Raw genomic sequence first — 24,210 nt, 5'->3', positions numbered from 1 at the left:
ATGGCAGTAGTCATCGACAAACCGGTAGCCGACTTCGAAGCCCAGGCCACCAGCGGGCAGACCTTCAGCCTCGCCGGGCTCAAGGGCAAGCAAGTGGTGATCTACTTCTACCCGAAAGACAGCACCCCGGGCTGCACCACCGAAGGCCAGGGCTTTCGTGACCAGCACGCAGCGTTCGAGGCCGCCAACACCGTGGTGTTTGGCGTGTCCCGGGACAGCGTGAAGTCCCACGAGAACTTCAAGGCCAAGCAGGCATTCCCCTTTGAGCTGATCAGCGACAAGGACGAAGCGGTTTGCCAGCTGTTTGATGTGATCAAGCTGAAGAAGCTGTATGGCAAGGAATACCTGGGCGTTGATCGCAGCACCTTCCTGATCGACAAGGATGGCGTGCTGCGCCAGGAATGGCGTGGTGTGAAAGTGCCCGGCCATGTGGACGCTGTATTAGCAGCGGCGCAAGCGCTGAACAAAGCTTGATTCACTTGCTGGCGTTGGAATAGCTATCGCAGGCAAGCCAGCTCCCACATGTGATCGTTGTTCGACATCACAACTCAGTCAATGTGGGAGCCGGGCTTGCCCGCGATGAGCCCTGCACCGGCACCACAACTATCAGAGTAATGGCGCTACAACAGGCTCCTGCCGCGGCCAGGCATCCAGCACCGCCTTGAACAGCGTCGCCAGGGGAATCGCAAAGAATACCCCCCAGAAGCCCCACAACCCGCCAAACAACAACACCGCACAGATGATCGCCACCGGATGCAGGTTCACCGCCTCGGAGAACAGCAATGGCACCAGCACGTTGCCATCCAGCACCTGGATAATGCCGTACACCGCCATGAGGTAGATGAACTGATCACTCCAGCCCCACTGGAACAGCGCGATCAGCATCACCGGCACCGTCACCACCACCGCGCCAACATAGGGCACCACCACTGAAACGCCGACCAGCAGCGCCAGCAGGGCTGCATAGTTCAGCCCCAGTGCGACAAAGCCGATGTAGGTGACCCCACCGCAGATGAAGATCTCGATGACCTTGCCACGGATGTAGTTGGCAATCTGCCGGTTCATTTCCTCGGCGACCCGGGTAATCAACGCCCGTTCACGCGGCAGGTAGCCGCGCACCCAACGACCGATCATCTCGCGGTCCTTGAGGAAGAAAAACACCAGGATCGGCACCAACACCAGGTAGATCATGATGTTGACCAACAGTGGCAAGCTCGAAAGGGAAAAGGTCAGCGCCCATTGTCCAAACTTTCCGATTTCGCCGCGCGCCACTTCAATCGCCTGCAATACCTGCTCGTCCGACACCAGGTGCGGATAGCGCTCGGGCAACAGCAAGAGCAGCGACTGCCACTTGACGAGCATGCCCGGCAGCTCGTTGAACAAGGTGATCAACTGATGCCACAACAAAGGCACCACGATCACGATAAACACCAGTAACAGCCCCATGAACAAGGCAAACACCAGGCCCACCGCTGCCCCACCTGGCAAGCGCAGGCGCTCCAGAATGGAGACCAGGCCTTGCATCAGGTACGCCAGCACCATCCCCGCCAGTACTGGCGCCAACATGCCGCCCAAGGTGAGCACGGCCGTAAAGGCGAGAAACAGCAGGACGGCCAGCACCACGGCTTCTTCGTCGGAGAAGTAGCGCTGAATCCAGTCACGTAACACTTTGAACATCAATAAACCTCAGGCGATAAGGACAGCACATTCAAGCGATTCAGGCCTTGCGCAACCAGTAACGATAGACGCCCGCTTCGTCTTCTTCATGCAACAGGGTGTGGCCGGCCAGCTTGGCAAATGTACGGAAATCCCGCTGGGAACCCGCGTCTGTGGCGATCACCTTGAGCACCGCGCCGCTGGCCAGCCGGTTGAGTTCCAGCTTGGCCTTGAGCAAGGGCAGCGGACAGTTAAGGCCACTGGCATCCAGTTCGGCATCGAAGGCTACAGCGTCGGTCATGGTTTTGCTCCGGGTGGGCGTCGGGGGCGCTTAGAATATCTGGTCCGAAGCTCAGTGTCCGGCTACAGTAAGCTCTTTGTCGAAAGGCTTTGTGCATGACTTTTTTGCGCCCTACCCTGCTGACGCTGGCTTGCCTGCTTGCCTCTCCAGGCTTCGCCGACGACCTGCCGTCACTTGGCGACGCCAGTTCTGCCATTGTCTCGCCAAAACAGGAATACGATTTGGGTCGGGCATGGCTCGCCTACCTGCGTGGCCAGGTCTCGCAACTCAACGACCCGCAACTCAAGGATTACGTCGAAACCAGCGTTTACAAACTGGTGGAGACCAGCCAGGTCAATGACCGGCGCCTGGAATTCATTCTGATCAACAGCCCGCAACTCAACGCGTTTGCCGCACCAGGCGGCATCGTCGGGGTCAACGGCGGCCTGTTTCTCAATGCCCAGACCGAAGGCGAATATGCCTCTGTGCTGGCTCACGAACTGGCTCACTTGTCCCAACGCCACTTCGCCCGGGGCGTGGAAGCGCAGCAACGCATGCAAATCCCGATGATGGCTGCGCTGCTCGGCGGCATCATTGCCGCTGCCGCGGGTGCAGGCGATGCGGGCATTGCCGCGATTGCCGGCAGCCAGGCCGCCGCCATCCAGGAACAACGTCGCTTTTCCCGGCAAAACGAGCAAGAGGCTGACCGTATCGGCATCCTCAACCTGGAGAAGGCCGGCTACGACCCGCGCTCCATGCCGACCATGTTTGAGCGCTTGATGCGCCAGTACCGCTTTGACGCCAAGCCGCCAGAATTCCTGCTGACTCACCCGGTCACCGAATCGCGGATCGCAGACACCCGCAACCGCGCGGAGCAAGCCAAGCCGGGCGGTATTGAGGACAGCCTGCGCTACCAACTGATCCGCGCTCGTGTGCAGTTGTATTACGAAGACACTCCGGGCCTGGCAGCCAAACGCTTCCAGGCTCAGCTGGATGAAAACCCGAAAAACGATGTGGCGCGTTATGGCCTCGCCATCGCCCAGATCAAAGGTGCGCAATTCAACCTGGCCCGGGAAAACCTGAAGCCGCTGCTGGCCAAGGCGCCCAACGACATCACCTACAACCTGGCGCAGATCGAGTTGGACATGAGCAACAATCGCCTGCCGGATGCCCAGCAGCGTACGGACCGGATGTTGACGCAATATCCAGGCAACTACCCGCTGAATCAGGTTCGGGTGGATCTGCTGCTCAAGCAAAGCCGCACCGCTGACGCGGAAAAAGCCCTCGAAGGCCTGCTTAAATCACGCACCGACGATCCGGACGTCTGGTATCAGGTCGCGGAAACCCGGGGGTTGTCGGGCAATATCATCGGCCTGCATCAGGCCCGCGCCGAGTACTTCGCGCTGGTAGGGGACTTCAAGCAGGCTATTCAACAACTGGACTTCGCCAAGCGTCGCGCTGGCAGCAACTTCCCGCTTTCGTCACGTATCGATGCACGCCAACGTGAACTGATCGATCAGGAACGCATGATCAAAGACATGATGGGCTAAACCTTACAGCCACAAAAAAGCCCCGCTCTCGTGCATCGAGAGCGGGGCTTTTTATTGGACTAGCGGATTACTCGGCCAGTTTGAAGGTAATGAAGCTGGCGCGCCCCTGACGCAGGACGCGCATCGACACCGAGCGGTTCTTCGGCAGCGCCTTGGCGATGTCGGTGAACTCTTTGGTGGAGTTGATAGCCTGGTTGTTCAGGTGAGTAATGACATCACCCGGCTGCAGGCCGATCAGGGAGGCAGGACCGTCCTGGACTTCCTTGATCACTACGCCACTCTTGAGGTCGAAGCTTTTCTTCTGCTCATCGGTCAACTCGACCACGGCGATGCCCAGGCGGTTGCTGCTGCGCTCTGCACCCGGCTTGCTGTTACCCAGCGCATCAAGCGCCGCGCCTTCTTCCGGGATCGCACCAACGGTCAGCTCAACGTTCTGGCGCTTGCCGTCGCGAATCACTTCCAGCTTGGCCTTGCTGCCGGCCTTGAGCGCGCCCACCAGGTGCGGCAAGTCTGCAGACATGACGATCGGCTGGCCGTTCATGCTCAGAATCACGTCACCGACTTGCAAGCCGCCTTTGGCAGCCGGGCCATCGTCCTGAATCTGTGCGACCAGGGCACCGGCCGGCTTGTCGAGACCGAAGGATTCAGCCAGGTCCTTGTTAACTTCCTGGATCACCACACCCAGCCAGCCGCGGCTGACTTTGCCACCGGTTTTCAGCTGGTTGGAAACGTCCATGGCCACGTCGATTGGGATCGCAAAGGACACGCCCATGAAACCACCGGAACGGGTGTAGATCTGCGAGTTGATGCCGACCACTTCGCCCGCCAGGTTGAACAGAGGGCCACCGGAGTTACCCGGGTTGATCGGCACGTCGGTCTGGATGAACGGTACGTAGTTTTCGTTTGGCAGGCTGCGACCGATGGCGCTGACGATGCCTTGGGTCACGGTATGGTCAAAACCAAACGGCGAACCGATGGCGACTACCCATTGCCCGGCTTTCAGGTCCTGGGATTTGCCCAGCTTGAGCACCGGCAGGTCCTTGCCTTCGATTTTCAGCAGGGCCACGTCAGAACGTGGGTCGGTGCCCACCAGCTTGGCTTTCAGCTCGCTGCGGTCAGCCAGGCGCACAAGAATCTCGTCAGCGTCGGCAATCACGTGGTTGTTGGTCAGGATGTAGCCGTCAGGCGAGATGATGAAACCCGAACCCAGGGACTGGGCCTCGCGCTGGCCACCACCACCGCCACGCGGCGTACGCGGCTGGGGCATGCCACGCTCGAAGAACTCCCGCAGCATCGGCGGCAGGCCTTCCAGGTCGGGCATCTGCTGGTTGGAAACTTTGCGATCCGGCAGCTTCTGCGTAGTACTGATGTTCACCACGGCAGGCGACGCCTGCTCCACCAGTTGGGTGAAGTCAGGCAGCTCGGCCGCTTGCGCGGTAACGGCCTGACCCAGCACCAGCACCGTGGCGACTATGGATAGGTAAGACTTCAAACGTGGTATCGACATACAGCTCCCGTTACGACGAGCAGGGTTGAGCGACAGGGTTCAATAAACGCCGAAAAAACTGCGACCGACATTTTTGTTCCGCGAACAAAACAAGGCCAGGGCCGGCAGGCACTGACCTATAAAAAACATAGGGGATTTTAGCAAGTGAAAAAAATGATCCAGACATTTCATGCTCTCGACAGAGGCAGGCATCGACCTTCTCCTGCGCAACATTGAAATATCAGGATGAACATAGGATTAACAACTCACGGCTTGGCGGGCGTGGTGCCGCTGCGTACAGACAGCGCAATCCGTTCGGCGGTGCCAATCGGGACTTCGCCGACCACAGTCACCATCACCTCGCCTTCCAGGGTATTGAGACGCCGTGATACAGCGACGGTCGGGCCCAGCTGGGTTCGAGTCTCGGTCACGGTCGCACCGTTGAGCGGCTCCAAAAACACTGAGAAACGTGCCAGGCCATCGTCATACATCAAACTGCTGACGATTACCTTGGTGTGGGAATCTTTATGGGCGCTGCTGTTGACCAACTGGAAGCCTGGCGGCAGCCAATCGAGGCGCCAATCCTGAGGAACTTCGACCTCCGGGGCCTTGGCGCTGGTTACAGCCACAGGCGTACATTCGCCACTGGGCTGCAGGTCACGATCATCAGGCATCGACGTATTGAGCCGGGTGAACTGGAATCGCTCCAGCAACTGGCCCTGGTCGTTAAGCAATAACGACTTCAGTGGCAGCGCGGTTTCGCGGTCCAGGTGCAGCTCAAAGCCATAACGGTATTGATCCCGGGGAGTCACAGAGACGATCACCGCATTTCTACCCGCCACGCGCGATTTGCCGATAACGGCAAGCTCGTAGAAGGCTTTAAGTTTTTGCGGATCAAGGGTGCGTGAAGGAGAATCGGGGGAGCCCCCAAGTCCGGCAACCAGCGTGCCACTCACGCATTGGGTACGGCCATCAACGCGCAGGACTTCCTGGGCAGAACCATCGAGCTGCAAAAGCCGCTCACGGACCTGACCATTCTGGACGCGATGCCAGATGTCATGGGTAGAAAAACTACCGTTACGCTCGTAGATGAAGGTGCCCTGAAAGCTTTGTTGCTGCTCTGCCCGCCCAAGACGCGTAAGCCAGTCTTGGGCTTCGTCGGCATGGGCGGGGACTGCAAACCAGCCACTGAGCAACAACGCAAGGAGCGGTATGGCGCGCATAAAGCTCCTTGGCGGTCTAGCGGTTTTCCAGGCTTGCAGCGCGAGCGTATGGCAGAGCGCTTTCAGTGCCCTTCAAGGCAGATTCCTGTGCGTGTTGGCGCAGGTAGCCTGGAAGACGCTGGTCCTGCCAGCCGGATTGCCCTTGAAGTACACCGTTGGCCATAGGCCCGGTGGTATCAGAGCTTTCCTTGTAGCCGGCCAGTACGGCTGGACCCTTGACCTGCGGACCGGCCATGACCGGTTGCTGGGTTTGTTGGGCCAGTTCGGCACCGGCGATTTCGTCCTGGTTGTACAGGCGAACACCTGCCAACACAGCGACGGTCACCGATGCAGCGACTGCCAAACGACCCAGGCTACGCCAAGGACCGCGAGCAGCTTTTGCCGGAACGGCTTCATCAGCCAGCGCAGCAGAAACGGCCGCAGCAATATCCAGACGAGGGATTAGAAGATCCTTGTGCATCACCGCCCGAGCGACTTGGTAACGAGACCAGGTATCACGGGTTTCGGCGTCATCAAATGCATTAAGCACTCGACGAAGTTCCAGTTCATCCGCTTCGTTATCCATCACTGCGGACAGCGATTCCTGCAGGGCATCACGACTCATGGCGGTTCCTCTCTTGGCTGTCGCCGCTGTCTCAGTTTTCCTGCAACAACGGCTGCAGGGCTTTATCGATGGCTTCCCGAGCCCGGAAAATCCGGGAACGTACGGTACCCACCGGACATTGCATGACGGCCGCAATGTCCTCGTAACTCAGACCATCGAATTCACGTAAAGTTAACGCCGTACGTAAATCTTCTGGTAGTTGCTGAATTGTTCGATGGACGGTTCCCTCGATCTCGTCGCGCAGCAATGCACGCTCCGGCGACTCGAGATCCTTGAGGCCGTGATCACCATCATAAAATTCAGCATCTTCCGAACTAACATCACTATCCGGTGGGCGGCGACCGCGAGAAACCAGATAGTTCTTCGCCGTGTTGATGGCGATGCGGTAAAGCCACGTGTAAAACGCACTATCACCGCGGAAATTACCGAGTGCACGGTACGCCTTGATAAAGGCTTCCTGTGCAACGTCCTGCGCTTCATGGGTGTCGTGCACAAACCGCACGATCAACCCGAGAATTTTGTGCTGGTATTTCAGCACTAGCAGATCAAATGCCCGCTTGTCGCCGCGTTGAACGCGCTCGACCAGCTGCTGATCCTCTTCCTGGGTTAGCATGAACACTCCTCGTTGTACTTGAAGGAGGCTTGCATAACTAATCGATCAGGCTTGCAAACATAGACTCGGACTTTTCGCAAAAGTTCTCCCCCTCCAAGCAAGTTTCCGGTGCGCACTGATTTGGCACACACGAAAAACGCAGCGCGGGCAATGCCGGCTGCGCGAATAATCTGTCGCCAGTTTCCTGACGCGCCTGACAGAGACGCCGATCAGTAAATCCAGCGTGTTCCCAGCTTTCGGGCATCCTGCTATTGAGTCGGGGCTTATGCAAAAAGTTCCCACCCCAATAGCTGTCGCCCTCATGAAAGCCGTGCAGTTCGTTGACCGTAGTCTCACAATGCCACGAATGCCCGGCTATTGTGCCGCTCCCCCCCTCTATATACTAGTGGGCCGTGTGACCCTTTGATTCGCCGATCCAGGCGTCCTGTTTGCGCCCCCTTCGGATCGCTTTTTGCGGAATCCTTCAAATGAGCCAACAGTTTCAACACGATGTCCTGGTGATTGGCAGCGGCGCCGCAGGCTTGAGCCTTGCGCTGACCCTGCCGAGCAATCTGCGCATAGCCGTACTGAGCAAGGGCGACCTGGCCAATGGCTCGACATTCTGGGCCCAAGGCGGTGTCGCCGCGGTACTGGATGACACCGACACCGTACAATCCCACGTCGAAGACACCCTGAATGCGGGCGGCGGCCTGTGCAATGAAGAGGCGGTGCGCTTCACCGTCGAACACAGCCGCGAAGCCATCCAATGGCTGATCGACCAGGGCGTGCCGTTCACCCGCGATGAACATTCCGGTACCGACGACGGCGGCTTCGAGTTCCACCTGACCCGCGAAGGCGGCCATAGCCATCGGCGCATCATCCATGCCGCCGACGCCACCGGCGCCGCGATCTTCAAGACCTTGCTCGACCAGGCCCGGCAGCGCCCGAACATTGAACTGCTGGAACAACGGGTCGCCGTCGACCTGATCACCGAAAAACGCCTGGGCCTGTCGGGCGAACGCTGCCTCGGCGCCTACGTACTCAACCGCGCCAGTGGTGAAGTCGACACCTACGGCGCACGCTTCACGATTCTCGCTTCGGGCGGCGCGGCGAAGGTCTACCTCTATACCAGCAACCCCGACGGCGCCTGCGGTGATGGTATCGCCATGGCCTGGCGTTCGGGCTGCCGGGTCGCGAACCTGGAGTTCAACCAGTTTCACCCCACATGCCTTTATCACCCGCAGGCCAAGAGTTTCCTGATCACCGAGGCCCTGCGCGGCGAAGGTGCACACCTGAAGCTGCCCAACGGCGAACGCTTCATGCAGCGGTTCGACCCGAGGGCCGAACTGGCCCCGCGAGACATCGTCGCCCGGGCCATCGACCATGAAATGAAGCGCCTGGGCATTGACTGCGTCTACCTGGACATCAGCCACAAGCCCGAAGCCTTCATCAAGACCCACTTTCCGACGGTCTACGAGCGCTGCCTGGCGTTCAACATCGACATCACCAAAGGCCCGATCCCGGTCGTACCGGCGGCGCACTACACCTGCGGCGGCGTGATGGTCGACCAGCACGGCCGCACCGATGTGCCAGGCCTGTACGCCATCGGCGAAACCAGCTTCACCGGCCTGCACGGTGCCAACCGCATGGCCAGTAACTCGCTGCTGGAATGCTTCGTGTACGCCCGCTCCGCCGCCGCCGACATCCTTGAACAACTGCCGCGCATCCCGGTGCCGGCCGCCCTGCCCCGCTGGGACGCCAGCCAGGTGACGGACTCGGACGAAGACGTGATCATCGCCCACAACTGGGACGAGCTGCGGCGCTTCATGTGGGACTACGTGGGAATCGTGCGCACCAACAAGCGCCTGGCACGGGCGCAGCACCGGGTTCGACTGCTGCTGGATGAGATCGACGAGTTCTACAGCAACTATAAGGTCAGCCGCGACCTGATCGAGCTGCGCAACCTGGCCCAGGTGGCGGAACTGATGATCCGCTCGGCCATGGAGCGCAAAGAGAGCCGGGGCCTGCATTACACCCTCGACTACCCGCAAATGCTGCCCGAGGCGCGCGACACTATCCTGGTGCCAACCACCTACGGCGGCTGAATTTCAAGCGCACCCGCAGGCGCCGATGCACGTCGGTGGCCTGCGAATCCTGCGGCACACAGACCGAACGCACGCGCCAGTCACCCTGCACTCGAAAGCGCAGCACCACGATCAACGGCAACGCCAGGCTGTCGGGACGCAGTTGTACGCTGTGCCAGCCACGCGCGGCGCTCCACAACTGCCAGCCGTCCTCATCGCGGCGCAAGCCACGGATCGACGAACGGTGAGTCAGCAGGATATGACGCGGCAGCACCCAACCGGCATGGGCCAGGCACAACAAGGCGCCGAACACGGCGAACCACGGGGACACATCGAGAAACCACAAAGCACCCAGTGCGAACGCCTGGGCGAAAAGATAAGCCGCCAGCAACTGCCCGGAGGCGTGCCAGCGGCATTCGAACGTATTACTTGGGCTGGACACGATCCAGAATCATCCGAACCATGCGTTGCAGCTCCGGGTCTTCCGATTCGGCACGTTCCATGAACCAGCCGAACATGTCCTGATCTTCGCATTCCAGCAGCTTGCGGTAGCAGTCGCGGTCGACGTCGTTGAGGTGCGGATAGACCTCCCTGACGAACGGTACCAGCAACACATCCAGCTCAAGCATGCCGCGGCGGCTGTGCCAGTAGAGGCGATTGAGTTCTACATCTTCGACCATGGAGCGCTCCTCAAATAGAGCGCAAGTATACAGGCCGAAGCTGCCTGGAACAGTCGGCTTTGGTCGGCCATACCGAAACTATCCATTTGCCGGGCGCCCCTCTATGATGCACCCATGACTTTTTAACCTGCGATGACCCATGGCCGACTCTGCTTTCTTCTGCCCCCTGTCCCACGAAGGCGTTCTCGCCGTCCGCGGTTCCGACGCTGCCAAGTTCCTCCAGGGACAACTGACCTGCAACCTCAACTACCTGAGTGACACCCAGGCCAGCCTCGGCGCGCGCTGCACCCAAAAAGGGCGCATGCAGTCGAGCTTCCGTATCCTGCTGCAAGGCGATGGCGTGCTGCTGGCCATGGCCTCCGAGTTGCTGGAGCCGCAACTGGCGGACTTGAAGAAGTACGCGGTGTTCTCCAAATCCAAACTCACCGACGAAAGTGCCGCCTGGGTACGTTTCGGGGTGTCGGATGCTGATCCACTATTGGCCAGCCTGGGCCTTGAGCTGCCCGCCGAGACCGACAGCGTGGCACGCAGCCACGAGTTGATCGCGATCCGCGTATCCCCGGGCCGCGCCGAACTCTGGGCCCCTGCCGCCCAGGCCGACACCCTGCGCAGCCAACTCGCCGCGCAATTGAACGAAGGTGAACTGAATCAATGGCTGCTGGGCCAGATCCGTGCCGGCATCGGCCAGGTCATGCCCCAGACCCGCGAACTGTTCATTCCGCAGATGCTCAACCTGCAAGCCGTCGGCGGCGTCAGCTTCAAGAAAGGCTGCTACACCGGCCAGGAAATCGTCGCGCGCATGCAGTACCTGGGCAAACTCAAGCGTCGCCTGTATCGCTTGAGCCTGAATGCCAGTGAGTTGCCAGAGCCTGGCACCCCCCTGTTTTCCCCGACGCACAACAGCGCCATCGGCGAGGTGGTGATTGCCGCCCGGGCCGGTGAGTCGATTGAACTTCTAGCGGTGCTGCAAGCCGAAGCAGCAGAGAGTGGCGATGTGCATGTAGGTACGCTGGAAGGCCCGGGCCTTCAGCTGCTCGACCTGCCTTACCAGCTGGACCGTGATCGCGAGATCCAGCGCTGATCGTCGTACCTTTTTGCAACACCCTAGAGATCATGAATGAACAAGCTGGCGGAAAGAGTCCAACAGGCTTTGGTTGTGGCCATCGATAATGATGACCTGGTCCTGCCAACGCTACCGGAAGTGGCCCTGAAGATTCGTCAGGCCGCCGAAGACCCGGACATCAGCATCAGCCATCTGAGCAAAGTGATCGGCCGTGACACCGCCCTGTCGGCGCGGCTGATCAAAGTGGTCAACAGCCCGCTGCTGCGCGCCACCCAGGAAGTCACCGACCTGCACACCGCCATCACCCGGCTGGGCACCAACTACAGCAGCAACCTGGCGATCGGCCTGGTGATGGAGCAGATATTCCACGCCCGCTCCGAAGTGGTCGAACAGAAAATGCGCGATGTGTGGCGGCGCAGCCTGGAAGTGGCCGGCGTCAGCTATGCGCTGTGCCGCAACCACAGCCAGTTGAAGCCTGATCAGGCAGCTTTGGGTGGGCTGGTGCATCAGATTGGCGTATTGCCGATCCTGACCTACGCCGAAGATCACTATGAACTGCTGTCCGATCCGGTCAGCCTCAACCACGTGATTGAAAGCATTCACCCATTGCTGGGCGACAAGCTGTTGCGACGCTGGGACTTCCCGGAAATGCTGGTGAACCTGCCGGCACAGTACATGGACCTGGAGCGCGACTCCCAGCGCCTGGACTATATCGACCTGGTGCAGGTCGCCGTGCTGTATTGCCACCGTAACACCGACCATCCGCTGGCCAGCGTGCCGGTGTCGACGCTGCCGGCGATCCAGAAACTGCGGATCGACCCCTACAACGACACCTTGCGTGCCGAGTTGGACGAAGCGCGGTCGATGTTTTACTGATTACCCCGCGATAAAACTGACCCGCACCTTCAACCCCGCCAACTCACCGTCATGCAAGCTGATCTGCGCCAGGTGCGCCCGGCAGATCTCGCCGACAATCGCCAACCCCAAGCCTGAACCCAAGCCCTGCTGGCTGCGCCGATAGAAGCGCTCGAACACCCGGTCCCGCTCATCCAGCGGGATGCCCGGGCCGTCGTCTTCCACTTCCAGTACCGCCGGCGCCGTGACCCGCAAAATCACGTTGCCGCCCGGCGGCGTGTGGGCCAGGGCGTTGTCCACCAGATTGCTCAGCAATTCGTTCAACAGCGTTGGCTCGCCCCGCAACCACACCGGCTCGTCCGCCTCCAGCGCCAGGGCCACGCCCCGCGCATGGGCCAGCGGCGCCATGGCCATGCCCAGCTCGCGAGCCAACTGGCTCAGGTCCAGCAGTTGCGCACCGCCTTCGGCAATCGCCCGGGCGCCGTTTTCGATACGGGCCAACGAGAGCAATTGATTGGCCAGGTGCGTCAGGCGATCCGTGCCCTGGGCGGCGGTTTCCAGGGTGGTGCGCCAGGTGGCCGGGTCTTCGGCGCGCAGTCCCAGTTCCAAACGAGCCTTGAGCGCTGCCAACGGTGTGCGCAGTTCATGGGCGGCATCGGCAATAAACTGGGCCTGGCGCTCGAACTGCCCGCGCAGGCGTTCGGTGAAGTGATTGAGCGCCCGCACCAGAGGGCCCAACTCATGCTGCACTTCCACCAGCGGCAACGGCCGCAGGTCATCCGGCTGGCGCTCTTCCACGGCCGTACGCAAGCGCTCCAATGGCCGCAGCGCCGCGCTCACCGCGAAAAACACCAACAACAATGCACCGACGGCCAGCATGCCCAGACGCAGCAAGGTATCGGCCATCAGGCTGCGGGCCATGGCGACTCGTGCCTCGTCGGTTTCGGCCACGCGGATTTCCGCCATGCCGTTCATGTTCGGCTCGGACACCGCCTTGAGCAGGCTAACCACCCGCACGTTCTGGCCCTGATATTTAGCGTTGTAAAAGCGTGCCAGCGCCGGATAGTCATCGGTACGCGGCGTACCCGGCGGCGGGCCGGGCAGGTTTTCGTAACCGGAAATCAGCTTCTGGTGAATATCGTTGACCTGGTAGTAAATCCGCCCAGCGCTGTCATAGGCGAACGTATCCAGGGCGACGTAGGGCACATCGGCGCTCAAGGTACCGTCGCGATGAGACAGGCCCGCAGCAATGGTCCGCGCCGAGGCCAGCAGCGTTCGGTCGTAAGCCGTGTCTGCCGCCTCGCGCCCATTCCAATAAGCGCTCAAGCCACTGGCGATCATCAACACCACCAGCAGCAGCGCCAGGTTCCACAGCAGGCGCCAGCGCAGGCTGCTGGGCTTATGCATCGCGGGCTTCCAGCAGGTACCCCAAGCCACGGAACGTGACGATGGCCACAGGTTGGCCATCGAGCTTCTTGCGCAGGCGGTGCACGTAGATTTCGATGGCGTCGGGGCTGGCCTCTTCATCCAGGCCGAACACTTGGGAGGCCAACTGCTCCTTGCTCATCACCCGGCCGGGACGTGCGATCAGCGCCTCAAGCACCGCCTGCTCGCGGGAGGTCAACGTCAGCAGCTCACCGCCCAGGGTGAAGCGCCGTGTGTCCAGATCGTAAATCAACACGCCACAGGCCTGCTGCCGCTCTCCGCCCAGCACGCTACGGCGCAGCAGGGCCTTGACCCGTGCTTCCAGCTCAGTCAGTTCAAACGGCTTGGCCAGGTAGTCATCCGCGCCGAGGTTGAGGCCATGCACGCGGTCTTTCACATCGCTGCGGGCGGTCAACATCAACACAGGCAGATTTTTCCCACGGGCCCGCAAGCGTGCCAGCACCTCGAATCCGTCCATGCGCGGCAGGCCCACATCGAGGATCGCCACCGCGTATTCCTCGCTGCTCAGGGCCAGGTCCGCCGCCACGCCATCGTGCAGCACATCGACGGTCAAACCCGTGCTCTTGAGCGCCTGGGCGACACTTTCGGCAAGCTGCAAATGGTCTTCGACCAGAAGGACACGCATGGGTTTTTACCTCGTTCGGGAGTGGTCGGCGCCACACTTTGCCGGGGAGTTTACAGGCGCCGCCTGCGCTGTGAAGCCCGAAAACATTGAAAGGCGACTGAAAGGTTAGTGAAAGCTTCGCCCTTTAGCATCCAGCCACGGTGGGTTTCGCCTGCCGAGCTATTTCACCCATAGCGCCCGAAAAACGCCTCGAAGCGTTTTCGCCAAAATAAGAACAATAACGGAGTACACCCACGATGCTGCGCACACAGCCGCCTGCTCGTTCTTCTCGTATCACCCAGACCGCCCTCGCCAGTGCCGCCGCCCTTGCCGGTTTTTCGCCTGCAGGCCAAGCCGCCTTTTTCGAGGACAGCACCGCCACTCTCGAAACCCGCAACATGTACTTCAACCGCGACTTTCGCGACGGTACCAGTGCACAACAATCCAAACGCGACGAGTGGGCCCAGGGCTTTATGCTCAACCTGCAGTCGGGCTACACCGACGGCACCGTCGGCTTTGGCGTGGATGCGCTGGGCATGCTGGGGGTCAAGCTCGACTCCAGCCCCGACCGCACCGGCACCGGCCTGCTGCCGACCCACGATGACGGCCGGGCCGCCAACGAATATTCCAAGCTCGGCCTGACCGGCAAAGTGAAGATCTCCGCCACCGAACTGAAAATCGGCGCGCTGATCCCCGAGCTGCCGATCCTCAAGCCCAACGACGGGCGCATCCTGCCGCAGACGTTTGAAGGCGGCCTGTTGAGTTCCAAGGAATTCAAGAACCTGGTGTTCACCGGCGGGCGCCTGAACAAGGCCAAGGACCGCGACGACACCAACTACGAAGACATCGGCCTCAACAACAAGAACAGCCGCTTCCTGAGCGGCGCCACCGGCAAGCATTTCGACTTCGGTGGCGTGGACTACAAGTTCGCCGACAAGATCACCGGCAGCTACCACTTCGCCCAACTCGACGATGTGTACCGCCAGCACTTCCTTGGCCTCGTGGCGTCTCGCCCGATGGGCCCCGGCACCTTCGGCGCCGACCTGCGCCTGGCCGTCAGTGACGATACCGGAGCAGCCCGCGGCGGCAAGATCGACAACACGTCCCTCAACGGCCTCTTCAGCTATGCGCTCAATGGCCATAAGCTCAGCGCCGGCTACCAGCACATGTCGGGCGACAGCGCCTTTCCCTACGTGGATGGCAGCGACCCGTACCTGGTCAACTTCGTGCAGATCAACGACTTTGCCGGCGCCGAAGAGCGCTCCTGGCAGGCACGCTACGACTACGACTTCGCCAAGCTAGGGATCCCCGGCCTGAGCTTCATGAGCCGTTACCTGTCGGGTGACAACATCAAGCTCAAGAACGGCGAGACCGGCAAGGAATGGGAACGCAACAGCGAGATCCGCTACGTGGTGCAAAGCGGCACCTTCAAGGATGTGGCCGTGCGCTTGCGTAACGCCACTTACCGCTCCAACTATTCGGCCCGTGATGCGGATGAAGTGCGCCTGCTGGTGAGCTACAGCGTCGCACTGTGGTAACAGCAACCTCATAACAACAATGATGGAGATGAACATGACCCTTTCACTGCGTAAATTTGCCCTGACGGCCAGCTGCATGCTGTTCGCCAGCCAATTGATGGCCGCCGAACCCAAGCGCCCGGAATGCATCGCCCCGGCGTCACCGGGCGGTGGTTTTGACCTGACCTGCAAACTGGCGCAAAGCGCGCTGGTCAACGAGAAACTGCTGAGCAAGCCGATGCGCGTGACCTACATGCCCGGCGGCGTGGGCGCAGTGGCTTACAACGCCGTCGTGGCCCAGCGCCCGGCAGATGCCGGCACGCTGGTGGCGTGGTCCAGCGGTTCGCTGTTGAACCTGGCCCAGGGCAAATTTGGCCGCTTCGATGAAAGCGCCGTGCGCTGGCTCGCGGCCGTCGGCACCAGCTACGGTGCCATCGCGGTGAAAAGCGATTCGCCCTACAAAAACCTCGACGATCTGGTCAAGGCCCTGAAGAAAGATCCCGGCAGCGTGGTGATCGGTTCCGGCGGCACCGTCGGCAGCCAGGACTGGATGCAAACCGCCCTGATCGCCAAGGCCGCCGGGATCAACCCGCGCGACCTGCGTTACGTAGCGCTGGAAGGCGGCGGTGAAATCGCCACCGCCCTGCTCGGCGGGCACATCCAGGTGGGCAGTACCGACATCTCCGACTCCATGCCGCACATCCTCAGCGGCGACATGCGCCTGCTGGCGGTGTTCTCCGACGAGCGCCTGGACGAGCCGGAAATGAAGAACATTCCGACCGCCAAGGAACAAGGCTACGACATCGTCTGGCCGGTGGTGCGTGGCTTCTACCTCGGGCCAAAAGTCAGCGACGAAGACTACGCCTGGTGGAAAGACGCCTTCGACAAACTGCTGGCCTCCGACGAGTTCGCCAAGCTGCGTGACCAGCGCGAGCTGTTCCCGTTCGCCATGACCGGCCCGGAGCTGGACACCTACGTGAAGAAACAGGTGGCTGACTACAAAGTGCTGGCCAAAGAGTTCGGCCTGATCCAGTAATCGCCCCTTGTTCGCGCGGCCACGCCCCTGCGCATCGGGGGTGTGGCCCAGGAGTTTTGCATGCTCTTACAACGCATTTTCGCCTCGTTCATGTTGCTGGTCTGCGCCGGCCTGGCGCTGATGGCCTGGCCGTATCAGGCATCGTTTTCCTACGAGCCGGTAGGACCTCGCGCCTACCCGCTGCTGATGCTCGGGCTGATGAGCCTGGGCCTGATCTACATGCTGTTTCGCCCGCAGCCCACCAAGCACACCGAGGAAGAACCGGCGCTGGACCGCGAAACCCTGGTCAAGATCGCGGTCTGCGTCACGCTATTGGTGATTTTCGCCGGCACGTTCGAACCCCTGGGTTTCATCCTCAGCAGCATGCTGATCGGCATTCCCATGGCGCGCCTGTATGGCGGCCGCTGGTTGCCCAGCGTGGTGATCGTGACCTTGATGAGCATCGGTCTTTATCTGCTGTTCGATAAGGCCATGGATGTACCGCTGCCGCTCGGCCTGCTTGAAGTTCTGGAGAACTGATATGGATACGTTCAGCTATTTGGGCCAGGGCTTCGGCGTTGCACTGACCCCTTACAACCTGATCACCGCGCTGTGCGGCACCTTGATCGGCACCGTGGTCGGCCTGTTGCCGGGCCTGGGCCCGATCAACGGCGTGGCGTTGTTGATCCCCATCGCGTTCGCCCTCGGGCTGCCGCCTGAGTCGGCGCTGATCCTGCTGGCCGCCGTGTACCTGGGCTGTGAATACGGCGGGCGTATCAGCTCGATCCTGCTGAACATCCCGGGTGAAGCCTCCACCGTGATGACCACCCTCGACGGTTACCCGATGGCCCGTAAAGGCCTGGCGGGCGTGGCGTTGTCGCTGTCGGCGTGGAGTTCGTTCATCGGTGCGTTTATCGCCACCTGCGGCATGGTGTTGTTCGCCCCGCTGCTGGCCAAGTGGGCGATTGCCTTCGGCCCGGCGGAATATTTCGTACTGATGGTGTTCGCCATTGTCTGCCTGGGCGGCATGGCGGGTGATAAACCGCTGAAGACTTTTGTCGCCGCGTTGATCGGCCTGTTTCTGTCAGCGGTGGGTATCGATGCCAACAGCGGCGTGTACCGTTTCACCGGCGATAACATCCACCTGACCGACGGCATTCAATTCGTGGTGTTGGTGTTGGGCCTGTTCTCCATCAGCGAGATCCTGTTGCTGCTGGAAAAAACCCACCGTGGCCAGGAAGCGGTAAAAGCCACCGGACGGATGATGTTCAACCTGAAGGAAGCTTCTGCGGTGTTCGTCGTGAATATTCGCTGCGGCCTGCTGGGTTTCATCATGGGTGTACTGCCGGGCGCGGGTGCCACACTGGCTTCCGCCGTGGCCTACATGACCGAGAAACGCCTGGCCGGTGCCAGCGGTAAATTCGGCCAGGGCGACATGCGCGGCCTGGCCGCTCCGGAAACCGCGATTGGCGCTTCCGCCTGCGGCGCCCTGGTGCCGATGCTGACCCTCGGCGTACCGGGTTCGGGCACCACAGCGGTGATGATCGGCGCCCTGTCGCTGTACAACATCACCCCTGGCCCTCTGCTGTTCCAACAGCAACCGGACATCGTCTGGGGCCTGATCGCCTCGTTGTTTATCGCCAACATCATGCTGGTGATCCTCAACATCCCGATGATCCGCATCTTCACCCGCATCCTCGCCGTGCCGAACTGGGCGCTGGTGCCGGTGATCGCCATCATCACCGCGATCGGTGTGTACGCGGTCCATGCCACCACCTTCGACCTGTTCCTGATGGTGGGCATCGGCATCTTCGGCTACATCCTGCGCAAGCTGGACTTCCCGCTGTCGCCGGTCCTGCTGGGCTTTATCCTGGGCGGCTTGATGGAGCAGAACCTGCGTCGTGCGCTGTCGATTTCCAACGGCGAATTGCAGATCCTCTGGTCCAGCCCGATCACCTTCGGTGTGTGGGTACTGACTGCCTTGATGTTGTTGTTCCCGCTGCTGCGCATCTGGCGCAAGCGTTCCCTGCAGCGTCGTGCCGTGGCCGATGTCTGAGGCCACGTTTAGAAACTGGTGGGCAACACCGCTGGTCGGTCTGCTGGGCGGGTACCTCGCCAGCCAGATCGGCTGGCCATTGCCGTACATGGTCGGCTCGTTGCTGGCGATCATCCTCGTGCGCTGCCTCACACCCTGGCAACTCGCAGAAATTCCCGGCGGCCGCAAATGCGGCCAATGGGTCGTGGGCATCGGTATCGGCCTGCACTTCACCCCGGTGGTGATGGAGCAGGTGATGAGCCACTTCGGCCTGATCTTCTTCGGCGCGCTGGTCACCAGCCTCTCCAGCATTGTGGGGGTGTGGTTGATGCGCCGCAGCGGTGAAGACCGCGCCACGGCGTTTTTCTCCAGCATGCCGGGCGGCTCGGGGGAGATGGTCAACCTCGGCGCACGCAATGGCGCGGTGCTCAGCCGTGTCGCGGCGGGCCAGAGTTTGCGGGTGTTGGTGGTGGTGCTGTGTGTGCCGGCGGCGTTCAAGTACTTGCTCGGCGAAGGCGCTCCGCAGTTTCATCCGGCGACGGTGGATTGGACCTGGCTGGCGGTGCTCTTCCCCGTCGGCGCGTTGGTGGCCTGGGGTTGGCAGCGTTTGCGCCAGCCCAACCCTTGGCTGTTCGGGCCGCTGTTGGTGAGTGCTGCCGTCAGTATCACCTGGGACTTGCACATCGGCCTGCCAGACGGTGGCAGCCAGATCGGCCAGTGGCTGATCGGCAGCGGCCTGGGTTGCCACTTCAACCGGCAGTTCTTCCGGCGTGCGCCGTTGTTCATGGGGCGTACGTTGATCGGTACGGCGTTGACCATGTTGATCGCGACGCTGGCCGCCGTGGGCTTGAGTGCCCTGACCCATCTGGATCTGCGTTCATTGACGCTGGGCATGATGCCCGGCGGGATTGCGGAAATGAGCCTGACGGCAGAAACCCTGCAACTGTCGGTGCCGCTGGTGACGGCGATGCAGGTGATGCGCCTGTTGTTTGTGCTGTTTCTGGCGGAGCCGTTGTTCAGGCACTGGAACCGCCAGCCAGACAAGGTTTAAAGCCGGTAGTGAGGGGCGTTCCCCCTCACTCACCCACCTCTCACACCGGCGGCAATCGCCACTCGATCGGCGTCTCGCCGTTCTGCTCAAGAAACTTGTTGGTGCGGCTGAAGTGCCCGCAGCCAATAAACCCTCTATACGCCGACAACGGTGACGGGTGCACCGACGTCAGTACCAGGTGCTTGGTGGCGTCGATCAGCTTCTGCTTGCCCTGTGCGTGGGCGCCCCACAGCAGGAACACCAGGTGCGGCTGATGCTCGCTCACCAGCTCGATAATCCGATCAGTAAAAAACTGCCAGCCCTTGCCCGCGTGGGCGTTGGCATTCGCGCGCTCCACGGTCATGGTGGTGTTGATCATCAGCACGCCCTGGTCGGCCCAGCTTTGCAGGTAGCCATGGTTGGGGATGTCGATGTTCAGGTCGCGCTTGAGCTCTTTATAGATATTGACCAGCGACGGCGGCGCCGGCACGCCCGGCTGCACCGAGAAGCACAGGCCATGGGCCTGGCCAGGGCCGTGGTAGGGGTCCTGGCCGAGGATCACCACCTTGACCTTGTCCAAAGGCGTTGAGTTGAGCGCGTTGAAGATCATCGGCCCCGGCGGGTAGATCTCTTTGCCGGCGGCGTGCTCCTGGCGCAGGAATTCCCGCAACTGGGCCATGTACGGCTGGTCGAACTCGTCACGCAGGGCGTGTTTCCAGCTGGGTTCGAGTTTGATACGGTCGTCGGTGGTCATGGTTGTATCCAGAAAAAACAATGGTGCGAACCCTAGGAAAGCCCACCCTGCTTGTCAATTGATCTGACGCAGAACCGGCACTTTCCCACGAAGCGATCATACTGAACCTTCACTTTCTCGATTGAGGTCATGATGAACCTGCACTTCGAAGAGCTGATTGGCACGGGCGGCGCCCGCGTCGGTATCGCCAGCCTGGACGCTGAAAAATCACTCAACGCCCTGTCCCTGCCGATGATTCAGACCCTGGGCGAACGCCTGGATACCTGGGCCAAAGACCCGCACATCGTCTGCGTGCTGCTGCGCGGCAATGGCCCCAAGGCCTTTTGCGCCGGCGGCGAGGTACGCAGCCTGGCCCAGGCCTGCCGTGAACATCCCGGCGAAGTGCCGGCGCTGGCCGCGCAGTTTTTCGCCGCGGAATACCGCCTCGACTACCGCCTGCACACCTACCCCAAACCGTTGATCTGCTGGGGCCACGGCTATGTGCTGGGCGGCGGCATGGGCTTGCTGCAAAGCGCGGCAGTGCGCATCGTCACGCCGAGCAGCCGCCTGGCCATGCCGGAAATCAGCATCGGCCTGTACCCGGATGTGGGCGCCAGCTGGTTCCTGTCCCGCCTGCCCGGCAAGTTAGGGTTGTTCCTCGGCCTGACCGGCGCCCACATGAATGGCCGCGACGCTTTGGACCTGGGCCTGGCCGACCGTTTCCTGCTGGATGAACAACAAGACGAACTGCTCGAAGGCCTGCTGCAATTGAACTGGCAGGAGCAGACCGACCTGCAACTCAACAGCCTGCTCAAGGCCCTGGCCCAGGAAGCCACCGGCCAGATGCCCGAAGCCCAGTGGCTGCCGCGCCGTGCGCAGATCGATGAATGGCTGGATGTAGGGGACGTACGCTGCGCGTGGCGCGCCTTGAGCCAACTGCGTGACCACGCCGACCCGCTCTTCAACCGCGCCGGCAAAACCCTGAGCGAAGGCTGCCCGCTGACCGCGCACCTGGTGTGGGAGCAGATCCAGCGGGCACGGCATTTGTCCCTGGCCCAGGTGTTCCAGATGGAATACACCTTGAGCCTGAACTGCTGCCGCCACCCGGAATTCAGCGAAGGGGTGCGGGCACGGTTGATCGACAAGGACCAACAGCCCCACTGGCATTGGCCGGATATCAACTTGATCCCCGAAGCGGTGGTTCAGGCGCACTTCCACAAGGTTTGGGAAGGGCGACATCCGCTGGCGGACTTGTCTGACTATTGAGCCCTCTTCAGCGTTTTGAGGGCTCGAAATTGAAGGCGCAATTATCGGGTTGCCGGTCGTCACACTGAAATATCGGCTGCCCGAAAACATCAGTGCCCGGTTGCCAGTGGGTGGTATCTGCCAGCGACATCGTGCCGCCGCTTCGGGCCGGGCCGTATCTCAAGGCGACCGTATTCTCCCTTAGCGTTTTATAAAGGCACTTTTCCAGATAGCCATTCTTGCGCTCACCCGGCTCCCTTGGAATAAAAATCGCCCCCACGAAGGTTTCCACGAAGTCCTGGCCGCCCATTGGCTGGCTTACCCATGGGGAGTCTTTGGCAGTTCCCTGAAAGTGCCCATCAACGTACCGGATGGCACTCGGATAAGGGCAGGCTTGCGCCGCGGCTAACGTGTTAATGCCGAAAAAACCAAAAAATAACAAATAGAGCGTGCTGGCTCTCATCCCATGGGCTCCGTCAATCGATGTTGAAAACGACACGCCAAATAGACGACCGCCTCCAACTAACAACAGCCGTGCCCCCTAGTCTAGCTGTCAAATATGACAGTACCGACCAACGGTATAAAAAAACGGCGCCTGAGCGCCGCTTTTCCAACAAATACGATCAGCGATGCCCGCCACGGCCTCCGCCCTGATTACCGCCGCCCTGGCCACGGCCACCGCCATTACCCCAGTGGCTGCCCCAACCCTGATTGGGGTACGGCCGGTAACCGGCTCTTGGCCCGGCTGGGTAGTAGCGAGGTGCCGGCTGGTAATACCGCGGCGACGGGTAGTACCGCTGCGGTGGCGGGTAGTAACCCTGGCGATAATGGTAGTAAGGGCCGCCACCGTAGTAATACGCCGGCGCAGGCGCCGTGTAGACCTCGGTACCGTAATAGGCCTGCCCGCCACCGTAATAGGGCGCGCACGCGGAAAGGGTCAAGCCGAGCAAAGCGATGAGAAGCAGTCGACGATACATGGCGGCCTCCTGGACCGCGGAAGAGCACACCCAGCGACGCTGGGGGGCGGCAAACAGCTTTCACTGCCTGACGAAATATCTGACATCAAAATCGGAATCTGGTGCGATTTCGACATAGATTGATACATCTGTTCGTCGCCTCATTGCAGTGCAACCCCGCACCAGCACAACGCACATTCTGCGCGCCCTGCGCCCTCCTCCTCGCGCCAACCCACGCCGTTGCTGCGCCGGTGCCACTTGGCACGACTCTCGCTTTACCTCTCCCGTGCAGGAGTCATCACAGGTTCGCGGCACCACAATTTGCAATGGCTGACTAGGGTTCCGGCTCGCTAAGGCGAGTGGCTGGTCCGAGAGTCGGCGACCTCCAGTTGAGGTTACACGGCGGGATAAAAGCCCGGGAGACAAGCCACCGTTTACGGTGCCGCGTTGCTCCTGTCCGCCCTTGATCAACTGGAGAAGCATCCATGCCCTCGATACGTTTACCCGCCCTGCTCGCCGCCGCCTTCGCCGCCGTGGTGAGCCTTTCCGCCCAGGCCGCCCCCAAAGACCATTTCAGCGTGTGCTGGACGATTTATGCCGGCTGGATGCCCTGGGAGTACGCCGGCAGCCAAGGCATCCTCGACAAGTGGGCCAAGAAGTACGGCATCAAGATCGACATGGTGCAGCTCAATGACTACGTCGAATCCATCAACCAGTACACCGCCGGCCAGTTCGACGGCTGCACCATGACCAACATGGACGCCCTGACCATCCCCGCCGCCGGTGGTGTGGACAGCACCGCGCTGGTGGTCAGCGACTTCTCCAACGGCAACGATGGCGTGGTCATCAAGGGCATCGGTAAGACCGTCGCCGACCTCAAGGGCATGAACGTCAACCTGGTGGAACTCTCCGTATCCCACTACCTGCTGGCCCGCGCGCTGGAGTCGGCCGACCTCACTGAAAAAGACCTGAAAGTGGTCAACACCTCCGACGCTGATATCGCCGCTGCCTTCAACACCGACCAAGTCAAGGCCGTCACCACCTGGAACCCGATGCTCTCGGAGATAAAGGCCAAGCCCGGCGTCACCGAAGTGTTCGACTCCAGCAAAGTGCCCGGCGAAATCATGGACATGATGGTGGTCAACACCCAGACCCTCAAAGACAACCCCAAGCTGGGCAAGGCACTGACCGGCGCCTGGTTTGAAGTGGTCGCGCTGATGAACGCGAAAAACGCCGCCAGCACCGACGCCCTGGAACACATGGCCAAGGCCTCCGGCACCGACCTCAAGGGCTTCCAGTCCCAACTGGACACCACCAAGTTGTTCGCCACGCCCAAGGAAGCCCTGGCCTTCGCCACCAGCGCGCAGTTGCCCGCCACCATGCGCAAGGTCGCCGAGTTCTCCTTCCAGCATGGCCTGCTGGGTGAAGGCGCCAAAGACACCAGCGCCGTGGGCATGAGCTTCGCCAACGGCGTGACCAGCGGCGACACCGCCAACCTCAAGCTGCATTTCGACCCCAGCTACGTGCAGATGGCCGCCGACGGCACGCTGTAAGAG

25 protein-coding genes and 1 riboswitch are annotated in these 24,210 nt (G+C 61.1%); of the genes, 12 read left to right on the top strand and 13 right to left on the bottom strand.

Annotated elements, in window-relative coordinates; translation table 11 throughout:
- Nucleotides 1-474, top strand: coding sequence for a peroxiredoxin (locus HKK54_RS17325; RefSeq protein ID WP_010176585.1), 474 nt, complete (start codon nucleotides 1-3; stop codon nucleotides 472-474).
- 132 nt (nucleotides 475-606) lie between these two features.
- Here HKK54_RS17325 and HKK54_RS17320 read toward each other — a convergent pair whose 3' ends face one another.
- Together HKK54_RS17320 and HKK54_RS17315 are read right to left on the bottom strand one after the other, a co-directional pair.
- The gene (locus tag HKK54_RS17320; RefSeq protein ID WP_169387316.1) at nucleotides 607-1,677 is read right to left on the bottom strand and encodes an AI-2E family transporter; all 1,071 of its coding nucleotides are present in this window, start codon (nucleotides 1,675-1,677) and stop codon (nucleotides 607-609) included.
- A 40-nt stretch (nucleotides 1,678-1,717) separates the two neighbouring features.
- Nucleotides 1,718-1,957 (bottom strand): sulfurtransferase TusA family protein, encoded by a 240-nt coding sequence (locus HKK54_RS17315; RefSeq protein WP_003211989.1) that lies wholly within the window; start codon nucleotides 1,955-1,957, stop codon nucleotides 1,718-1,720.
- Between the two features lie 95 nt (nucleotides 1,958-2,052).
- On the opposite strand from HKK54_RS17315, the gene HKK54_RS17310 reads away from it, so the two are divergent.
- Complete coding sequence (locus HKK54_RS17310; protein WP_010176586.1) at nucleotides 2,053-3,486, top strand: M48 family metalloprotease; 1,434 nt, start codon at nucleotides 2,053-2,055, stop codon at nucleotides 3,484-3,486.
- A gap of 67 nt (nucleotides 3,487-3,553) precedes the next feature.
- Here the strand turns inward: HKK54_RS17310 and HKK54_RS17305 are convergent, their stop codons facing one another.
- The 4 genes from HKK54_RS17305 to rpoE all read right to left on the bottom strand — a co-directional run bounded on the left by HKK54_RS17305 (nucleotide 3,554) and on the right by rpoE (nucleotide 7,412).
- Nucleotides 3,554-4,993 (bottom strand): DegQ family serine endoprotease, encoded by a 1,440-nt coding sequence (locus HKK54_RS17305; RefSeq protein ID WP_003211993.1) that lies wholly within the window; start codon nucleotides 4,991-4,993, stop codon nucleotides 3,554-3,556.
- A gap of 245 nt (nucleotides 4,994-5,238) precedes the next feature.
- Nucleotides 5,239-6,195 carry a MucB/RseB C-terminal domain-containing protein gene (locus HKK54_RS17300; RefSeq protein WP_169387315.1) on the bottom strand — a complete coding sequence of 319 codons (957 nt, stop codon included), beginning with the start codon at nucleotides 6,193-6,195 and terminating at the stop codon, nucleotides 5,239-5,241.
- Between the two features lie 16 nt (nucleotides 6,196-6,211).
- A complete protein-coding gene (locus HKK54_RS17295) occupies nucleotides 6,212-6,799 on the bottom strand; it encodes a sigma-E factor negative regulatory protein (protein ID WP_003172479.1) in 588 nt (195 codons plus the stop codon).
- A 31-nt stretch (nucleotides 6,800-6,830) separates the two neighbouring features.
- Entirely contained in the window at nucleotides 6,831-7,412 is a 582-nt protein-coding gene (rpoE, locus tag HKK54_RS17290) for an RNA polymerase sigma factor RpoE (protein WP_007944079.1), read from the bottom strand.
- Between the two features lie 467 nt (nucleotides 7,413-7,879).
- On the opposite strand from rpoE, the gene nadB reads away from it, so the two are divergent.
- Nucleotides 7,880-9,496 (top strand): L-aspartate oxidase, encoded by a 1,617-nt coding sequence (gene nadB / locus HKK54_RS17285; RefSeq protein ID WP_010176588.1) that lies wholly within the window; start codon nucleotides 7,880-7,882, stop codon nucleotides 9,494-9,496.
- Here nadB and HKK54_RS17280 read toward each other — a convergent pair.
- A complete protein-coding gene (locus HKK54_RS17280) occupies nucleotides 9,465-9,917 on the bottom strand; it encodes a protein YgfX (protein ID WP_169387314.1) in 453 nt (150 codons plus the stop codon). The two genes, nadB and HKK54_RS17280, sit on opposite strands and share 32 nt — an antisense overlap.
- The gene (locus HKK54_RS17275; protein ID WP_003212000.1) at nucleotides 9,901-10,155 is read right to left on the bottom strand and encodes an FAD assembly factor SdhE; all 255 of its coding nucleotides are present in this window, start codon (nucleotides 10,153-10,155) and stop codon (nucleotides 9,901-9,903) included. The genes HKK54_RS17280 and HKK54_RS17275 overlap by 17 nt, the downstream gene beginning before the upstream one ends.
- A gap of 139 nt (nucleotides 10,156-10,294) precedes the next feature.
- On the opposite strand from HKK54_RS17275, the gene ygfZ reads away from it, so the two are divergent.
- Both ygfZ and HKK54_RS17265 read left to right on the top strand, forming a co-directional pair.
- Entirely contained in the window at nucleotides 10,295-11,236 is a 942-nt protein-coding gene (gene ygfZ, locus HKK54_RS17270; protein WP_169387313.1) for a CAF17-like 4Fe-4S cluster assembly/insertion protein YgfZ, read from the top strand.
- Nucleotides 11,237-11,272: 36 nt separating this feature from the next.
- Entirely contained in the window at nucleotides 11,273-12,094 is an 822-nt protein-coding gene (locus HKK54_RS17265) for an HDOD domain-containing protein (RefSeq protein ID WP_169387312.1), read from the top strand.
- On the opposite strand, the gene HKK54_RS17260 is transcribed toward HKK54_RS17265, so the two are convergent.
- Nucleotides 12,095-13,480, bottom strand: coding sequence for a sensor histidine kinase (locus tag HKK54_RS17260; RefSeq protein ID WP_010176593.1), 1,386 nt, complete (start codon nucleotides 13,478-13,480; stop codon nucleotides 12,095-12,097).
- Nucleotides 13,473-14,144: a response regulator gene (locus tag HKK54_RS17255; RefSeq protein ID WP_003212008.1), complete on the bottom strand. Its 672-nt coding sequence runs from the start codon at nucleotides 14,142-14,144 to the stop codon at nucleotides 13,473-13,475. The genes HKK54_RS17260 and HKK54_RS17255 overlap by 8 nt, the downstream gene beginning before the upstream one ends.
- 236 nt (nucleotides 14,145-14,380) lie before the next feature.
- Here HKK54_RS17255 and HKK54_RS17250 point away from each other — a divergent pair, with 236 nt between their 5' ends.
- From HKK54_RS17250 to HKK54_RS17230, 5 genes are read left to right on the top strand one after another with little or no spacing between them, the layout of a single operon-like run.
- On the top strand, nucleotides 14,381-15,661 hold the full coding sequence (locus HKK54_RS17250; protein ID WP_010176594.1) for an OprD family porin: 1,281 nt from the start codon (nucleotides 14,381-14,383) through the stop codon (nucleotides 15,659-15,661).
- Between the two features lie 28 nt (nucleotides 15,662-15,689).
- Nucleotides 15,690-16,676 carry a Bug family tripartite tricarboxylate transporter substrate binding protein gene (locus HKK54_RS17245; RefSeq protein WP_169387311.1) on the top strand — a complete coding sequence of 329 codons (987 nt, stop codon included), beginning with the start codon at nucleotides 15,690-15,692 and terminating at the stop codon, nucleotides 16,674-16,676.
- 60 nt (nucleotides 16,677-16,736) lie between these two features.
- A complete protein-coding gene (locus tag HKK54_RS17240) occupies nucleotides 16,737-17,195 on the top strand; it encodes a tripartite tricarboxylate transporter TctB family protein (protein ID WP_010176596.1) in 459 nt (152 codons plus the stop codon).
- Between the two features lies 1 nt (nucleotide 17,196).
- On the top strand, nucleotides 17,197-18,711 hold the full coding sequence (locus HKK54_RS17235) for a tripartite tricarboxylate transporter permease (protein WP_003212016.1): 1,515 nt from the start codon (nucleotides 17,197-17,199) through the stop codon (nucleotides 18,709-18,711).
- Nucleotides 18,704-19,741 (top strand): AbrB family transcriptional regulator, encoded by a 1,038-nt coding sequence (locus HKK54_RS17230; protein ID WP_010176597.1) that lies wholly within the window; start codon nucleotides 18,704-18,706, stop codon nucleotides 19,739-19,741. Before HKK54_RS17235 ends, HKK54_RS17230 begins: the two co-directional genes overlap by 8 nt.
- A gap of 40 nt (nucleotides 19,742-19,781) precedes the next feature.
- Here HKK54_RS17230 and ung read toward each other — a convergent pair whose 3' ends face one another.
- The gene (ung, locus tag HKK54_RS17225) at nucleotides 19,782-20,474 is read right to left on the bottom strand and encodes a uracil-DNA glycosylase (RefSeq protein ID WP_010176598.1); all 693 of its coding nucleotides are present in this window, start codon (nucleotides 20,472-20,474) and stop codon (nucleotides 19,782-19,784) included.
- Nucleotides 20,475-20,606: 132 nt separating this feature from the next.
- Here ung and HKK54_RS17220 point away from each other — a divergent pair, with 132 nt between their 5' ends.
- Nucleotides 20,607-21,719 (top strand): enoyl-CoA hydratase/isomerase family protein, encoded by a 1,113-nt coding sequence (locus tag HKK54_RS17220; protein ID WP_169389297.1) that lies wholly within the window; start codon nucleotides 20,607-20,609, stop codon nucleotides 21,717-21,719.
- A 7-nt stretch (nucleotides 21,720-21,726) separates the two neighbouring features.
- Here HKK54_RS17220 and HKK54_RS17215 read toward each other — a convergent pair whose 3' ends face one another.
- Nucleotides 21,727-22,161 (bottom strand): DUF3757 domain-containing protein, encoded by a 435-nt coding sequence (locus HKK54_RS17215; RefSeq protein ID WP_010176600.1) that lies wholly within the window; start codon nucleotides 22,159-22,161, stop codon nucleotides 21,727-21,729.
- Between the two features lie 160 nt (nucleotides 22,162-22,321).
- Nucleotides 22,322-22,675: a hypothetical protein gene (locus HKK54_RS17210; RefSeq protein WP_010176601.1), complete on the bottom strand. Its 354-nt coding sequence runs from the start codon at nucleotides 22,673-22,675 to the stop codon at nucleotides 22,322-22,324.
- 302 nt (nucleotides 22,676-22,977) lie between these two features.
- A riboswitch (guanidine-I (ykkC/yxkD leader) is annotated at nucleotides 22,978-23,078 on the top strand.
- 61 nt (nucleotides 23,079-23,139) lie between these two features.
- Between HKK54_RS17210 and HKK54_RS17205 the strand changes: the two genes are divergently transcribed.
- Nucleotides 23,140-24,207, top strand: a complete 1,068-nt coding sequence (locus HKK54_RS17205; protein WP_169387310.1) for a putative urea ABC transporter substrate-binding protein — start codon at nucleotides 23,140-23,142, stop codon at nucleotides 24,205-24,207.
- Nucleotides 24,208-24,210: the final 3 nt, after the last annotated feature.

It is taken from the genome of Pseudomonas sp. ADAK13, assembly GCF_012935715.1.
In the GTDB taxonomy this organism is placed as follows: Bacteria; Pseudomonadota; Gammaproteobacteria; order Pseudomonadales; family Pseudomonadaceae; genus Aquipseudomonas.
The sequence above is the reverse complement of the archived record's forward strand: the minus strand, read 5'-3'. Positions and strand labels throughout refer to the sequence as shown.